Genomic DNA, 17,650 nt, shown 5'->3' on the forward strand with positions numbered 1-17,650 from the left:
TTTTCAAATTGCTCACTCACTCCTCAAACTTTCTACCGGGTTTGCAATTGCTGCTTTGATTGCCTGAAAGCCCACCGTTAGCAGTGCAATTATGATTGCAAGTAATCCTGCAGCTCCGAACATCCACCATTGAATGGTAATGCGGTAAGCGAAGTTTTGCAACCATTTACTCATGAGCCACCAAGCAGCTGGGGTTGCAATAACAAAGGCGACAAACACAAGGCGGATGAAATCTTTTGATAGCAGTGAAGTAATGTTAAACACCGATGCACCTAGTACCTTTCGGATGCCGACTTCTTTAACCCGTTTGTGTGCAAAAAGTGCAACCAAACCAAATATTCCCATGCAGGCAATGCCTATTGTTAACACTGCAACATAGTTCGTGATCTTTAAAATGCCCATCAACAACGCATATTGCTCATTGATCATTTCACTCATAAAACGCACCGTTGGTTCACGGCGGGCAGGAATGCTTTTTAAAGCAGTTTCAAGTTGCGCAGCTACTTCTTTACTGTGCCTGCTGTCAACCTTTATACTTAAATAAGAATTGTCTTTTAACCCTTGTTTTCCGCCGTACCAATGCAGTAATGGTTCGATAGGTTGTTGTAAGTCCTCGTAATGAAAGTCAGCCATTACACCAATGACTGTATATACATTATCGCCGCCATTTCCCCTGATTTGTTTGCCAATAGGGTTTGTCCAACCAAAGGCTTTTGCCGCAGACTCATTGATCAATACGCTATTCTGTTCGGTAGCTGATAATGCATCATTGAAATTTCGGCCGGCAATGATTGGTATTTGGTACGCAGATGTATAACCAGCATCTGAGCCCGCATGTTTTAGACGAATCTTTTTTTCCGTTAGCAAATCCGTATAGCCGTTATAGTTCCCCCAGTAGGCTGTAGGTACGGCAGGTGATGTAGAGACAGATTTTACATAAGGGTTTGCTTGGAGTGAATGTAGCAGTGCGTCAAACTGGCTTTGCGACTGTTTTTCGTTTTTAAAAGCAAGGTCAAGTTTGGCAACAATAACATTGTCTTTATTGAATCCAAGAGAGGTGGTTTTCATGTACCGGATTTGTGTATTGAGAACAATAGCAGCACAAATCAACACAATAGCCAATGCAAACTGGATAGTAATAAAGAAGTCCCTTATAAAACTTTTGTTTGTGCCCTGGCTGATGATATTGCCTTTTACAGCGTCGGTTACTTTTACAGAAGTTAAGTGGAAAGCGGGATAGCTACCAGCGACGAGAACAATGATAATCGAAACAACAAGGAAAGCAAGAATTACCGGATAATCATGATCTAACTTAAACCAGATTTCTCCGAACCGTGATCCTGTGATTGCATTTACCTCTGGAAGTAAAACGTCGGTAAAAAGAAAGAAACCTGCAAGAAGCGATATAAAAATAATCAGTGCATTTTCCATGCAGAACTGAACAATTATACTCCGATTACCTGAACCAATCATTCGCCTGACCGCGACTTCTTTAGTTCTGTTATACATCGTAGCGGCATTTAGATTAAGCAGGTTTACGACAATGATTAGCAAGATGAAGACAATAACAGCAATAGCCCCAGTTATAATCACTTTTACATTAGCACCTGCTTCTTCTCTCATCTTCGAGAAAGGAACGGACTTTATTGTATTTTTCTTCGTGTCTTCAGCATAAAACTGTTTTACAATCCCGGCTATTTTAGCGTCCAGAACTGAAGGCTTAGCTCCATCTTTCAGTAAAAGGTAATTTTGAGCAAAGGTGTTATACCAGTTGGCGTTTTCTGCGAAATTTTTATTGTCTTTCAGTAAATCAATGTTTAAGAGCACATCAGTTTTAATGGTGGAATTGGTAGGTATTTCGGCTAGTACCCCGGTCACTGTAAGTGGTATGCTATCGTCTGCAATGATTGTTTTACCTAAAGCAGAACCCTTGGCAAACAGTTGGTCCGCTGTCTTCTGCGAGAGAACTACGTTGAATTTTTCTTTCAAAGCCGTAGTGGGATTACCTTCTTTAAGCTTAAAAGAAAATACCCTGAAAAAACCTGTATCAACATACATGGTTTTTTCCTGTGCTTCTTTATTGTTATTCTTTAACCATGGCCAGTTCCATGTCTGGGTGTGCGTTGCCGCTTCAACTTCGGGTGCTGACTTTTGTATTTCGTATAATAATGGGAATGTAGTTTGGGCGTAACTGTTGCCATCGGGTGAAAACGTTTTGAGATAGTACATCCGGTCTTTGTTTACCTGGATATCGTCGGTGGTCAGGTATTGATGTACCATTAGGCCTAGTGTCATTACACTTGCAAGTCCCAGGGACAACCCAATAATATTAATGGCACTGAAGCTTTTATTCTTCCATAAGTTTCGAATGCTGATCTTTAGATGTTGACGAAACATAAAAGTTCTTTTTGTTTATAATACGACTATCGCAGCCTTTTTTCTTTAAAGGTTTAAACGCAAGTCAACAGCTCAAGCCGCTGGGCTTCGTTCTTGCAACGGGACTCCACCCGCTTGTTTCAGAAACTGCTTCGCATGTTTCTGAATGCCTTCGCCTTCGCTTGGCACCCAACCGACTGATGTCCCTTATGCAAGAACTGTTGTCAGGGCAACTATTTTTTTCTTACTTATTATTTTCTGTTCTTTAGCTACACATGAAGCTGCTGACCCACGTCCTATTCGGTCTCTTCGCACCTCATTTTCACATTTTCAAATTGCCACATTTTCAAATTATTTATTCAGTCCTCAAACTCTTAACTGGATTAGCCAGCGCTGCGGCAATTGCTTTAAAGCCAACGGTACAACAAGCGACGATTAATGACAATAAAAATGCAATGACAAAATAAAAAGGTGATATACTGATACGATTTGCAAAGGTTTGAAGCCATGCACTCATTGCCATGTAACCAAGTGGCGCTGCAAGTAGAAAGGCTATTATTACAAGTATGACAAACTCTTTTGAAAACATGTAAACTATTCCCTGCACTGATGCGCCCAATACTTTGCGAATGCCAATTTCTTTTTGCCTTTGTATAGCAAGAAATGAAACCAAGCCATACAGACCAAGGCAGCCGATAATAATAGAAAGCAATGCAAAGATTTTAAAGCCCTGGTACATGATGTCTTCTAAAACATAAAATGCTTTGTACTTAAAATAGTCGGTAAGACTCAATGATTTAAACACCTGGTCCGGATACAACTCTTCCCATTTTTGTTTAACAAAGGGAAGCAGCGTTGAAATAGAACCAGTATTGGTTTTAATAGCAGCCATAGGAACCCAGTTAGTTCCATAAAACAAGAGGCAAGGATCTATTTCTTTTTGTAATGAAACATTGTAGAAGTTATCGGTTACACCTACAATTGTTGCTTCATCTTTCTCATTTACAATAATCGTTTGATTTAAAGCCTGGGCAGCGTTAGCATAACCCAGAACATTTACCGCTTTCTTATTAACCACCACATTGTACTTCTTTGAAGTATCACCTATTGCGACCTTATCTGCCTCTTCCAGGTTTCTGCCTGCAATAAGTTTAATGTTGTAGGTAGGTATATAATGATGATCGACAAACTTTCTTTCGACACCCACTTTCTCTGTCTGAGGAGCATCTTTACGACGAAACTCGCTGTAGCTATTACTGGCTGAGGTAGGTGGGCCAGAGTTAAATGACACATCTCCTACCTGTGCCTGGCTTAATAAATGGTTACGAAACAGATCTCTTTTTTGCGGATTGTTTTCCGGGATCTCAACAGTTAGTATTCCCTCTTTTTTAAATCCAAGATCCTGGGTGTAGAAATGCTTCATCTGCGTAGCGACAATAATGGTTCCGAAAACGAGCACTTGCGAAACGGTAAACTGGGTAACAACCAGTATTTTCCTTAGAGAAAATCTACTGGACAAACCAGTATTTCTGCCGGTGATCGTGTGTTTGAGGGCTTTTATAGGAGCGAAGTTGGTCATCGATCTTGCAGGATAATAACCGGCAAGAAAAGTTACCAGGATGCTTAATCCTGCAAGAAAAATGATAATCGTACTATCTATGTGCAGACCGAGATCGACAATAAAAGACAAATAATTATTAAATGCCGAAAGAAATTGGTCGGCAAGCAATAGGCCTGCAACCGAGGCAATAAGAATGAGGATAAAAGTTTCCCCCATAAACTGCAGCATTAACTGCCATTTATTGCTTCCCAACACCTTGCGAATGCCAACTTCCTTTGCACGTTTAAAGGACTGTGCAGTGGCAAGATTGATAAAATTGATGCATGCGGTAAGCAAAACGATAATGCCCATACAAACAAAGGCAATGATGAGTATAGACGGGGTTGCATAATAGGTACCCCCGTATTTTTCTTCTGTATGAACCTTGCTCAATGGCTGTGCATGAAATGTGGTTCTTTGTGCTGATTCTCTATCTAAATATTTGTTTTTAAAATTGACCAGGTCAGCTTCAAATTGCCGTGTGCGATAATTGGTGGGAACAGTTACAAAGGTGTAAGACTCAGAATAATTGTCCTTCCAGTTTTCTACCAGTTTCGTATTGTTTCTTGCAAAATCTTTAAACGGAAGCAACATCTTAAAAGTTACATTTGTGTTGCGGGGGATATTCTCAAGTATAGCTGAGATTTTGTAGTTGCTTTTGTTGATGGTAAGTGTTTTACCAATCAACTTATCGAAGCTGTTCTTAAACTCTTTTCCAAAAAATCTGTCTGCAAGTTCCCTTGTTAAAACAACTTCGTCAGGTGATGCGAGTAGGCCAGTTTTTTGTCCTGCCAAAACAGGGTAGTCAAAGGTTTTTAGAAAGTATTCATCTGCAAAAGTCATTTCCTTTTCTTCGAAAACTTTACGTGTGGTTGAAGCGTCGTTGATGCTAACAACTGCGGTGTTGTTTACATACACCTGTGTAACTGTTTCAAGATTTGGGAAGTCGTTTCGGAGTGCTTTTGCAACAGGGAAACTAACGTAACCCTGGTATGAAGCTCCTTGGGTGTTTTTATCATCAGATACAATGCGGTAAATCCGGTCCGCATTTGCGTGAAAACTATCGAACGTTTTTTCATGTCTTACAAAGACATAAATGAAGACGCAACAGGCGATGCTAACAGTAAGGCCTGTTATATTGATGATGGTATTTATCTTATTTCGAAAAAGGTTTCGATAAGTGGTGACCAAATAATTCTTAAACATTGTTTTGGTATTTACGGATGTGTAAAAAGCATTCGCTTTTACGTTTTCCAATAACGTGGCCAAAAGTAGAAGTATTTGAAAGTCATGTTTTTAGGTGCCAAATAAGCATACTTAATTGTACGTTTTTGATACACTTTTGTTCGCTTTTGAAACAGGGATCTAAAGCGTGTGGACTTAGGGGATTATGAGCCAATTTAGGGACACAAAGAACACCAAGGTTTGCACGAAGAACACGAAGAGGAAATTCCAAAGCTTTTTCGATTTTTATTAAAAACCGTTGTGGCCTAAGTGTCTCCTTCGTGTTCTTCGTGACCTTGTATTATTGGGGATTAACGCATTGATAGATTTACTTTACCGCTTCCAGCTCTAACGGTAACCGGAATTCCGCCACCATTTAAAGTGCCATCTATTTCGTCTTTTTCCATTCTTCCATTAAAATTGCTCAAAGCTGCAGTCGTTACTTTTTGACCCGTTAGTTTCAGGTTTATTCCCTTGTTTGGCAATTGAATATCTACACTACCAGCTGAGTTACTGATACGAACATACTTGCCTAATTCTTTAATTGAAACATTAATGTTACCACCGCTTGTACCAGTCTCAAGGCTGCAGGCAAGGTCACTTAAACGAATGCTTCCGCCTGAAGTATGTGTAATGAGTTCACCTTTTATATTGCTGCCATTGATGCTTCCACCACTGGTGTTGGCTTCGATGTTACCTTTTAAATCAGTTAGGTTAAGTGATCCGCCCGAAGTAGCTAAATTTAGATTGCCATCACAATTTTCAGCATGAATACTTCCACCGCTTGTTGCCAAGTTGATATCGTCTTTTGAGTTAGCTACATGTATGCTTCCGCCGGAAGTCCTGCCCCTTACTTTACCACTTAAACTTTCCACATGAAGGCTGCCTCCACTTGTCGAAAAGTCCTGGTTGCCGGAAAGGTTTTTTAAACTAATGCTACCACCACTTGTAGCTAAATTTGAAACAATGTTTTGGGGTGTAAATACCTTAAACGAAATACTCAAACCTCTTTTCCAATCCATATTGTTCTTTTTTGGCTTTGCAATCGCAGTCACTTTATTGTTGCTTACCGAAACGTCCAGGTCATAATTTTCATTTAGTCTTTGTTGGATTTCCTCTTTAGAAAGATCGTTCTTTCCGTTGTTGCCGTGAATGTAGACTTCAATGCGACTTTCCGAAGGATTTGCGCCGGTAACAGAGATGCTTCCGCCGGAAGTTTTTACTTCGACGTTTTTAATGGCGTCGCCAGACAAAGACTTTGTCATGTATGGCGTTTCGTTTTTGTCCTGTGCATAGAGGGTTGCACAGGCAGAAGAGATGAGTAGAGAGAAGAGGAGCTTTTTCATTATCGATTTGTGTTTGTTTAAAAGTGATTAATGCTTTGTTATTATAAGATTATTGTTTACAAAAGGCTTATAGTTGTTAAGCTATAGCTCAAGCCGCTGGGCTTCGTTCTTGCAACGGGACTGCGCCCGCGTGTTTCAGAAACTGCTACGCATGTTTCTGAATGCCTTCGCTTTGCTTGGCACCCAACCGGCTGATGTCCCTTATGCAAGAACTGGTGTCGGTTATTCCAATCTTTGCAATATCCTCTCTATCTATGTGGGCCCTTCCTATCTGTTCTATATGCCTATGTGGTTTAAAGGTGCTCCAACAATGCTTTTTTAAAAATACCAGTTAAAGAAAGCCACAATAAAAAGCTTCAGTACAAGAGTGCGACGCAAGAATGTTTAATAGTTGTTCCTAGTATGGCTCCAAAAAAAATTCTTCCTGGCTCATTTCTAAGCCTACGTTTTCAAATTTTCAAATTGCCTCATCTTCAAAATATTCACTCACTTCTTAAGCTTTTAACAGGATTTGCTATCGCTGCTTTTAATGCCTGTATACTAACGGTCAGCAATGCTATCAATACAGTCGCAGCGCCAGTCAGTAAAAATATCCACCAGCTTATTTCTATGTGGTATGCAAAACCTGTTAACCAGCTTTTCATTGCATACCATGCAAGTGGGAAAGCAATGACTGCAGAGATGAATACGAGCTTTAAGAAGTCATACGATAGCATGCCAATAATGCTGCTCACAGAGGCGCCTAATACCTTACGGACTCCTATTTCTTTTGTTCGTTGTGTTACTACAAGGATAACGATAGCAAGTAAACCCATACATGAAAGTGTAATGGCGATGATGGCGCCGGCAACAAAAATTCGCCCCAGCTTTTGCTCACGTTTGTATTGGCGTTCTATATTTTCATCTAGGAAAGAACCTTTGAAGTCTGTGTTTGGAAGAACATTTTTATAAGCGTTTTTAACAAGCTCCATACTTGCGGGTAGATTGGTCGACTTAACTTTAATTAGGATATAATGAATGGGAAAATCTTTACTAAGAATTAATGTAAGCGGCTTGATAGGCTGATGCAACGACTGAAAGTTGAAGTCTTTTACAACACCAAGCACCTTCATTGGTGGGGCACTATCGTCCACGTTTAGTAAGGCCCCAATCACTTCCTTTTCGCCAAGTTGCTGAGCCATTTGTTCATTAATTATTACCCCGGAGCTATCGGTTAGAAAGTCTTTAGAAAAGTCTCGACCTGCCACCATTTGAAGCCCTAGTGTTTTCGTAAAGTCATAGGTAATACCCATCCAACTGCTTTTTACTTCACGGTTTTTATAATCGAAGCCAATACTCGAGGTTCTTGATGCGCCATCGGTACCACGTCCAAGGTTGTTATAAATACCGGAGATGCTCTCTACATTACTGTTATTTTGCAGACTAGCCTTCATAATCTCAAGCACTTTTGTTGGGTTCATTTCGCCTTCAACCGGTACACTGATTACCTGGCTGCGGTTATAACCCAACGGCCTTTCCCGCAGGTAATTGATCTGTTGCCAGGAGATCATTGTTGCCACCATCAAGAGAATGGCTATTGAGAATTGAACTACAATCAGGCTGTTTCTTAACTTGTTTGATTGACCTACAGAGACCTTTCCTTTTAAGATCTGGACGATATTAAACCGTGACATCAACCATGCGGGATAACCGCCAGCCAGTAGCGTGATCAATAGGAATATGCCCAACATCACGAACCATGAATTCGGGGAAAGCAATACTTTTCTGTCAATGTGCATGGCAAAAAGTTGCTTGTACTGTGGCAGTAGTAGATAACACAACACGAGGCTTACAATAAAAGCTGCAAGACAAATGAAGAAGGCTTCTGTCCAAAACTGTGCTGTCAATTGCCAGCGTTGGGCGCCTAATGTTTTTCGCAGGCCTATCTCTTTGCTGCGCGTAAAGCTGCGACCGATACTAAGGTTGATAAAATTAATACAGGCGATTGCAACGATCAACAACCCAATAATTAAAAGCATATATAGATAGCCACTGCTAATGCTGCCACCCTCGCGATTAATAGAATTGTCGGTATGTATCTTTGAAAGCGGTTGCAGGTTAAGGTGAATAAAAGAACCATCTGGTGCAGGCGCAGCGCCATCTCTCTTCAACTTCTCAATGTTTTCTTTGAAGTGAAGATTTAGAAACGAAATGGCTTTTTTCTCAAATTGTGCGCGGTTCGATCCTTCAGCTAGTTGTATATACACGTCATGATTTGTGTTATCCCACTGATCAATTGCACCAGCATAATTTCCATTATTCTCAAAGCGAATAAGCATGTCAAAATTTATACTTGAGTTGTCGGGCATATCAGCGATAATTCCGGAAACAACAAAGGGCTTCCACTCATCGTTTATGTGAAGTTGAACAACCTTGTTCATCGGTTCTTCTTTGCCAAAAATTGCTTTCGCCGCGGTTTCTCTCACGACTACATTGTTCAACTCTCCCAACGCATTTTTTGCATTACCTTTTACAAGAGGAAAAGAAAACATTTCTAAAAAGTCGGGGTCCGAATACCGAACGTTTTCATTTATCTTCTTGTTGTTGTAATCCACAATCCCTGCTCCGTTAACATACCTCGTTCCATATTTTACTTCAGGGTACGCTGCTTTCAGAGAAGGAAGCAACGGAACAGGCATTGAACCACTTTTTTCAACCTGGTTTTTAGTGTGGGTAGTGAAGTATAAGTGATAGATATCGTCGCCATTCTTATGAAATTTATCAAAAGAAAATTCATAGTAGACGCCAAGAAATAATAATAACGAGGTCGAGAACGCTACGATTAATCCAACTAAATTGATCGCAGTATCGCCTTTATGCTTACTTAAATTTCGAAGTGCGATCTTAAAATAATTCTTAATCATTTTGTTATAATTATTCTTTCAAAATTAATTTTTAAAAAAGGTGTTTGGGTTACCGTTCATACTATTCCCACCGTAGGTTTTAAATACTTTCTAAGTGAGCTTTCGGTTCTTTTATCATCATCGTTGTGTCACTCACTTGTACGTTTTTCTGAAGCCCAACAAGACCTCATCCTCCTTCTCCTTCTCCTCTTGGAGAAGGAGCGGTACCGTGGAATACTTTTAAGCATTTTATCTTCCACATCATCTTTGAATATTTTGTGAGCTAGTTGATCTACCAATCCTCATTTGTTAGTACCCTAGCTCCGATATCTATTACCCGGCCTCTTTCTCGTTTAGGCGAAGGAGCCGTGCTTTGGAATACTTCGGAGCAATTTATCTTCCATATCATCTTTCAATATTTGTAAGCTGAGTGATTCAAGAACGCTCATTTGTTAGTACCATAGCTCATGTAATAACTACTGCCCGGCCTCCTTCTCCTTAAGGAGAAGGACCGAGGATGAGCTTACTACTCCGTCCTCAAGCTCTTCACCGGATTTGCAATTGCCGCTTTTATTGCCTGCACACTCACTGTAAGCAATGCAATTACGACAACTGCTAATCCCGCAACTAAGAAGATCCACCAACTGATGTTTATGCGGAAGGCAAAGTCTTGCAGCCACTTATTCATCGCCCACCCTGCTATAGGAAATGCAATAATGATGGCTATTATAACAAGTTTTAAGAAGTCATTAGAGAGCATGTTTACAATATTGCGAACCGATGCACCTAATACTTTCCTTATACCAATTTCTTTTGTTCTTAGCTCTATGGTAAGAATTGAAATGCCGAATAGACCGATACATGTAATAAATAAAACAATGAACGAAAACTTGCTAAACACTTGTCCCAGCTTTTCATCGGAGCTGTACAACTTGGTTAATCGTTCATCCAAAAAGGTATATTCAAACGGATAATCTTTGTTTGTTTTATCCCAGGCTTTTTTAATGTCGGTAACTGCCTGGCGAACGTCCGAGCCTTTGATTTTTATTGACAGGCTGGTCATGGTTGAAATGTAGCCGCCTGCGCTATCTGCATCTTTTGCCAGCCGAATAATTAACGGCTCTATAGGGGAGCGCAGAGATTGGTAATGGAAATTAGAAACCACTCCAGCAACTAGTGCCGGTTGAAAGCCTCTGCTACGGTCAACAAAATATTCTATTGTCTTACCAGTTGCCTCGGCAAATTTCCAACCATAAGTTTTTGCAGCAGCCTCATTGACCAGAACAGTATTATTTGCTTCTGAAGCGCTATTTTCTTTATTGAATTTTTTTCCGGCAACGATGCTGATGTTCATTAGATCGAGGTAATCTTCATCGACAAACAATGTGTTACTTTCTAACTCAGTCGGCTCGTTATTTTTAGCTTCGGCTGTAGACATCCTATAAATTCCACCGCCCATTTCTTCACCGGGAACAGTATGTGACGCAGCAACTTTTAGAATATTCGAGTTCTTCAACAGCTCCTGTTTCAACACTCTATACTTCAACTGCGTTTCCGGGTTTCTTAGCGATAAAACCACCACCTGCTCTTTTGCAAAACCAAGGTTTTTATTGCGTATAAAAGAAAGTTGAAGAAAGACAATAGTAGTACAAATGATCAAAACAACTGCAACGGCAAATTGGAAAACCAGCAACCCTTGCCGTAAAGTGGAAGTCTTTAAAGTGGCGGCAGGTATTGTATTTTTTAAAGCAAGTACGGGATTGAATCTCGATAAAACAAGGGCAGGATAAAGAGCAGACATTAATCCCAAAGCAGTTATTGCAGGAAACAGTAACAGCAACGAACGATTGTTGTCAAGGGTTAATGACTTTTCGGTTATTTGATTAAAAAGGGGCAATAACGCCTGTAGTAAAAACGCCGAAATAATGATTGAGATCAGCAGGTGGACAAACGATTCCGTAATAAATTGAAAGATGACTTGCTTTTTATCTGCGCCTAATATTTTCCTTAAACCTATTTCTTTTGATCTTTTAGTGCTTTGTGCCAATGAAATATTAATGTAGTTAATGCATGCAATAAACAAGATCAGGAAAGCTGTGATCGAAAAAATATAAATAGTGGAAACGTTACTATTTGCTTCCAATTCTTCAAAAAAAGCAGAGTGAAGATGGATGGAAGTAACAGGCTGTAAGCTTAGAATAGTTTTTGCATCCAATCTCCATTCCTGGAAGTATTGTTGTTTCATTCGGTTTAGCTTGTCTTTAATGGCAGAAGCAGTAGCATTTGCAGAAATTTTGAAATACGTATAAACCCCAACATTACTTCTACTTGCAAGTGCCGACCGATAAGGAATTAGAAAATCAAAATGAAAGTGTGTATTAGTTGGAAGATCTTTTATAACAGCTACCACTTTCAAATCAAAATTTTCCAGGCCATCGTTTCCTGCAAGCTGCAATGGCTTGCCGACAGGATTTTCTGTTCCGAAGTATTTTTTTGCTGTGGAATTCGTAATGATAGTACCATTAGGCTCATTACTAATTGAAGCAGCATTGCCAGCAATAAAAGTGAGATCAAAAACTCTAAAAAAAGAAGTGTCGGCAAAGAAGATTTTTGATTCATTAAAGCTTTCCTTGCCGGTCTTTACCAATCCCGAAGATTGAAACAACCTGGTATAATGCTCCATTTCGGGAAGTCTTGCAGCGATACCCGGAGCAACAGCAGGCACATCTTTCAACCATGGCTCATTGTCCTTTGCAGCGTAAGTAAGTCGATAAATTTGCTTCGAATTTTTAAAATGCCTGTCGTAGCTCAATTCATCCAACACAAACAAAGCAATGAAAACAAAAGAAGTGATTCCAATAGCCAAACCAACAGTATTGATCGCTGCAAAAAGCGGTTTCCTTTGAATGTTTCTTAAGGCAATATGTAGATAGTTTTTGAGCATAAGCCTCATCCTCCTTCTCCTTCTCCTCAAGGAGAAGGAGCGGTACTTTAGAATATTTTTAAACGCTTAATCTTCCACATCATCTTTTATTCTTCGCTCTGCTGGAAAGCACAGATATTAGTTCATTTGTTGGTATCGCTGTCCCATCAAACTTCTCCTGCCTGGCCTCCTTCTCCTTCAGGAGAAGGACTGAGGATGAGGCTTTACTCTGTCCTCAAACTCTTCACCGGATTAGATAACGCTGCTTTTATCGCCTGCAGACTAATCGTTAGTAACGCAATCACAATAGCAACCACTCCTGCAACAATAAACATCCACCACTGTATGTCGATCCGGTATGTGAAGTCTTCCAACCACTTGCTTGAGACGTACCATGATACCGGGAATGCGATGAGGCAGGCAAGTACTATCAGCTTTACAAAATCCATCGTTAACAATCTAACAAGGTCTGGCATTGTTGCGCCCAGTACTTTTCGGATGCCGATTTCTTTGGAACGTTTCACTAATTCAAATGCACTTAGTGCGAACAAACCAAGACATGCCAATAATATTGCAATGGATGAAAAGGTGGTAAATACTCCAGCCGTTTTTTGTTCTGACTGGTACAACGCATTGTAATCTTCATCTAAAAAATGATATTCGAAAGGACGATGGGTTACCCTGTTTTTCCAGGTATTTTTCAATTGATCAATTGTTGATGCAACATTTTTCCCGTTTATTTTTACAAACATTACGTGCAACATTCGCTTGTCTAAAAAAATGACCAATGGGTTGATGGGTTCGTGAAAAGAACGAAAATGAAAGTCTTTTACAACCGCTTTTACGATTCCTTCCCGGCCTTTGAAAACTGTTTTGCCAATGGCTTCTTCGGGTTTCCATCCCAATGACTTTACTGCAGATTCATTCAGCATATAAGTATACTTCAAATTGCTTCCATTATTTGAAGTGTCGAATTGTTGTACATCAGCCTGTGTGTAATCGCTGCCTGCAATTATTTTAACGCCCAATGTTCTTGCATAACCTTCATCAACAGGAAATGCATTGACGGTAATACTCTGATCGTTCTGGCTTTTTTGTAAACCATCGCCCCATCCAATGTTCGTTGGCTTTTCATAAGCGCCGCCTATACTTATAACGTTTTGATCATTTTTAAACGCCTTTTTCAAATCGTCATAATGCTGTAACATTTCGTTGTCTACCGGCAACACAACAATTTGTTCTTTGTTATAGCCCAAATCTTTATTTGCAATAAATGATAATTGCTTAAGAATTACAATGGTTGATGTAATCAGGAAGATGGATATAACAAACTGAAAAACGATCAGCGATTTACGTATTCCATTGCCACTTTGTGAAAACGAAAATCCAGACTTTAATACTTTTATCAGTTTTACGTTAGAAAGTATCAGGGCCGGGTACGAACCGGCAGTAAAGGCAACTATCATCGCTAATGCCAGTAGCGATAATATGGTTACTGGTTGAAAGATAATACCGGTCGTTAATTCTTTACCTGCCAGGTCATTAAATAACGGCAGCAGTAAGTATGATAATGCTAATGCTACAATGACCGATACCAGCGTAAAGAAAATACCTTCACCGATGAACTGTTTAAACACCTGTTTCTTTTGCGCACCCAGTACTTTTCGCATTCCAATTTCAGCGCTTCGTGAAGCTGATTGCGCAGTGCTTAAGTTGGTGTAATTAACACAAGCGATCAGTAAAATAAGAATTGCAACAACAGCGAGGACATAGATGTAAACAATATTGTTGTTAGGTTCTAGGCCGTCCAAGGAAGAGTACAAATGGACTTTAGTAAGCGGCTCTAAATGATAAGTGAGGTATTCACTTCCTTTCATCTTAAGCTCTTCAGTACTTACTTTTTGCATGAAAGCAGTTACTCTTTTTTGAACTGCATCAATGTTAGCTTTTGGGTTTAATAATAAGTAGGTGATATAGTTTGCTTCCCACCATTTTTCTTCTTTCGAAGCACCTAATGAAGTAAATGAACCAACAAAATCAAACTTAATTTGAGAGTTATCTGGTGCATCCATGGCTATTGCAGTAACCATAAAATCTTTGGTTCCCACTTTTAAAATTTTGCCTAGTGGATCTGCTTTGCCAAAATACTTTTTAGCTGCTGATTGTGTTAGTACGATTTTGTCAGGTGCATTTAATGCAGTTGAAGGATCACCCGCAACTGATTTAAATGAGAACATTGAAAAGAAAGCTGAATCGGCATAGAGAAAGTTTTTCTCTTCAAACACTTTATCGCCATAGCCAATAACTCTTGTATATTTCAACGTTCTGCTGTAGCCTTCTACTTCCGGCAAACTCCTGTTAAATTCAGGTCCAACTTTGGTGCCGGTGGTGGCCACTTTATTGACAGCATTGCCGTTATTATAATCCATCGTTACACGGACGATGCGATCAGCGTTAGCATGAAAACGATCGAAACTTATTTCATGCATGATATAAACACCAATTAAGATGCAACTACATATTCCGATGGACAAACCGGTGATATTTACAAAAGAATAGAGCTTGTTTTTGTAAAAATTACGCAATGCGATCTTGAAATAATTTCTTAGCATATCATCGAGTTATTTAATCATTGTTTTATAGAACTATACTTCTTGTTGTTGCCTTGTTATCCCTTATACTGCTGATCATTTTTGCTCAATATTGTAATGTCAGTACAAGAGTGCGACGCAACGATGTCTAATACTTATTCTTAGCCGGGCTCATAAAAATCTTACATAGTGAATCTGCTTCTTGCATTTTCAAATTTTCAAATCATCACATTTTTAAATTTGTTCTCATTCAGTCCTCAAACTCTTCACCGGATTAGCCACTGCAGCTTTGATAGTTTGAATACCAAGCGTAATTACCGCCAACACAATCATCACTAATCCACTCAATGCAAATACCCACCAGCTCATTGGTGTTCTATACACGAAGTCCTGCAACCATTTGTATGATGCCCACCATGCGATAGGAGCCGCTATTAGAAAGGCAAGTATGACCAGCCGCATGAAATCTCGTGATAGAATTGAAACGATGGTTGCAACAGATGCACCTAAAATTTTGCGGATGCCAATCTCTTTGGTGCGGGTGTTGGTAATGTAAATAACTAAACCTAACAAGCCGAGGCAGCTAATGAAAATGGCAAGGCCTGAAGCCCACTTTAATAGCCTCGCAGTATTCTGTTCGCTTTGATACATTTTTGAGATGGTTTCATCAAAAAACGAATACTTGAAATCTTCTTCAGGGTACATTTGTTTGTACGCCTTTTCCATTTTTGCAATGGCCGACTGCCAAACATGCCCATTTGCATTATTTGGTTTTAGCCTGACATGATAGATGGTACCGTTGTTACCAGCAAACGCAATAGGGCCAATAGATGCACGGAAAGACTGGTCATGAAAGTCCTGCATTATCCCTACGATTGGCAGGTCCTTGCTATTTAAGTTTAAATATTTATTAAGTGCTTCTTCCGGTTTCTTAAATCCAAGAATCTTAGCGTAAGTCTCATTAATGATCAGCTCTTTGTTTGAGTCGCTCGGTTTAACATTTCGCCCTGCAAGTAATTTTATCCCATAGACATTCAGGTAGTTTGGATCGCCCCACCTGATCTGCACATTTGCAACAATATCCTTTTTCTCCGGGTAGCTAATATTGGTAAATGCGACACCTAAATCTGCAGGCGATAGAAAGCCTGATGCTGCTATTTCAACTTCAGGAATTGATTGTATTTCATGAAGTAATTTTTGGCCGTGTGTTTTTACCGTATCCCGTGGTGTTTCAAATGTAAGTATCGCATCTTTCTTAAATCCGAGGTCTGCGTTCATACTGTAATTGATCTGCTTGCTAACCATTAATGTGGCGATGATGAAGAACTGGGCGATTACAAATTGAGATACAGTTAGCGTCTTTCGTACCCATGCATTTCTTGTTTGTCCTGAGTCGTTAAAAGCCTGTCCCTTTAAAACTGAGACAGGTTTATAGCCTGATAAAATTAATGCAGGATATAAACCTGAAAGAAAGCTAACAGCAATGGTTAGAATCAGTAAAAATAGGATGAGTTTCGGTTGATTGAATAAGTCGAAGTGTAAGCCCGGGGGAATAAAGTCTGTGAACATTTTTAGCAGCAAAGGAATTAAAGCAACAGAGATCACAGTTGCAATAACGGTAATGAAAAGGGTCTCGCTTAAGAACTGCAGTACCAATTGTTTTCTCGAGCTACCCATCGTTTTGCGGATCCCGATTTCCTTTGCTCTTTTGGTTGCCTGGGCTGTTGTAAGATTAATGAAATTGATGCAACCCAGCAATAACAAAAAGGCCGCTATTGCCAGCAATCCATACAATGTTAACTTGTTTGCTACCCGTCCACCAACGCTTTGGTACAATCCATTAAAATGAATATCGTCTAAAGGTTGCAGGTGAAACGACATAGTGTTGTTTGCATCTTTATTAGCCTTTTTATTGTATTTGTTTAAAAGCACTTTTAACTGTGCTTCCGTTGCCTGGGGATTAGTGCCCTCTGACAATTTTATATAGAGTTGCGAATAGGCCATCCAGTCGTCCCAAACCGTCATCATGAAGTTATCCTGCAGGTTGGTTTTTGCGATCGTTGCAAGCGAAATAAATTGATCGGCAGTGAAAGCAGTAGTTTTATTTAGATCTTTCACTACACCCGCAACAGTTGTAGTGACTCCGTTGTAAGTAATTTGTTTTCCAATAACATCGGTCACCGGAATGCCGGGAAAATATTGTTTCGCACGGCTTTCAGTAAGTACGACAGAAAATGGATCCTGCATGCCTGCTTGTGGCGAACCCACGATCCAGCTATAACCAAGCAATGAAAAATATTGTGGGTTTGTAAAAACAACATTAGGTTGCTTTTTATAGATGACTGGCTTTCCCGGCGTAGCCGTGGCCACTTCTACCTTTGCAGTCCCGTCTCCCTGGAATTGAAAAACCGGAACCGTTTTCTCAACGCCCGTCACTTCATTTTCAATCGCACTTCCCAGCGGCGCAGGAAGCCCGGCGCTATGCCCTTCGGTACCAGAAAACTTCGCATCCAATACCACACGATAAACTCTATCTCTATCAGGCACGAACTTATCAAAGCTGAACTCATAATACACAATCAGGAACATTACGAGCGCAGCACTAATGCCAATAGATAGCCCCAGCACATTAATGACAGAGAATGTTTTATTGCGAAGAAAATTTCTTACAGCAATAGTGAAGTAGTTATTGAACATGAGTTATGTTT

Annotated in this window: 7 protein-coding genes; all 7 read right to left on the minus strand. The window is 39.9% G+C overall.

The features are described from left to right. Positions 1 to 12: 12 nt before the first annotated feature. The gene (locus SAE01_RS08530; RefSeq protein WP_147203326.1) at positions 13 to 2,397 is read right to left on the minus strand and encodes an ABC transporter permease; all 2,385 of its coding nucleotides are present in this window, start codon (positions 2,395 to 2,397) and stop codon (positions 13 to 15) included. A gap of 334 nt (positions 2,398 to 2,731) precedes the next feature. Further along, on the minus strand, positions 2,732 to 5,182 hold the full coding sequence (locus tag SAE01_RS08535; protein ID WP_147203327.1) for an ABC transporter permease: 2,451 nt from the start codon (positions 5,180 to 5,182) through the stop codon (positions 2,732 to 2,734). 329 nt (positions 5,183 to 5,511) lie between these two features. After that, positions 5,512 to 6,546: a DUF4097 family beta strand repeat-containing protein gene (locus SAE01_RS08540; RefSeq protein WP_147203328.1), complete on the minus strand. Its 1,035-nt coding sequence runs from the start codon at positions 6,544 to 6,546 to the stop codon at positions 5,512 to 5,514. A gap of 482 nt (positions 6,547 to 7,028) precedes the next feature. Further along, positions 7,029 to 9,449 (minus strand): ABC transporter permease, encoded by a 2,421-nt coding sequence (locus SAE01_RS08545; protein ID WP_147203329.1) that lies wholly within the window; start codon positions 9,447 to 9,449, stop codon positions 7,029 to 7,031. A 505-nt stretch (positions 9,450 to 9,954) separates the two neighbouring features. Continuing rightward, complete coding sequence (locus SAE01_RS08550; protein ID WP_170234115.1) at positions 9,955 to 12,372, minus strand: ABC transporter permease; 2,418 nt, start codon at positions 12,370 to 12,372, stop codon at positions 9,955 to 9,957. Positions 12,373 to 12,575: 203 nt separating this feature from the next. Then, positions 12,576 to 14,963 (minus strand): ABC transporter permease, encoded by a 2,388-nt coding sequence (locus SAE01_RS08555; protein ID WP_147203331.1) that lies wholly within the window; start codon positions 14,961 to 14,963, stop codon positions 12,576 to 12,578. 225 nt (positions 14,964 to 15,188) lie between these two features. Further along, a complete protein-coding gene (locus SAE01_RS08560) occupies positions 15,189 to 17,639 on the minus strand; it encodes an ABC transporter permease (RefSeq protein ID WP_147203332.1) in 2,451 nt (816 codons plus the stop codon). Between the last annotated feature and the right edge of the window lie 11 nt (positions 17,640 to 17,650).

It is taken from the genome of Segetibacter aerophilus (assembly GCF_007991655.1).
GTDB classification, from domain to species: Bacteria; Bacteroidota; Bacteroidia; order Chitinophagales; family Chitinophagaceae; genus Segetibacter; species Segetibacter aerophilus.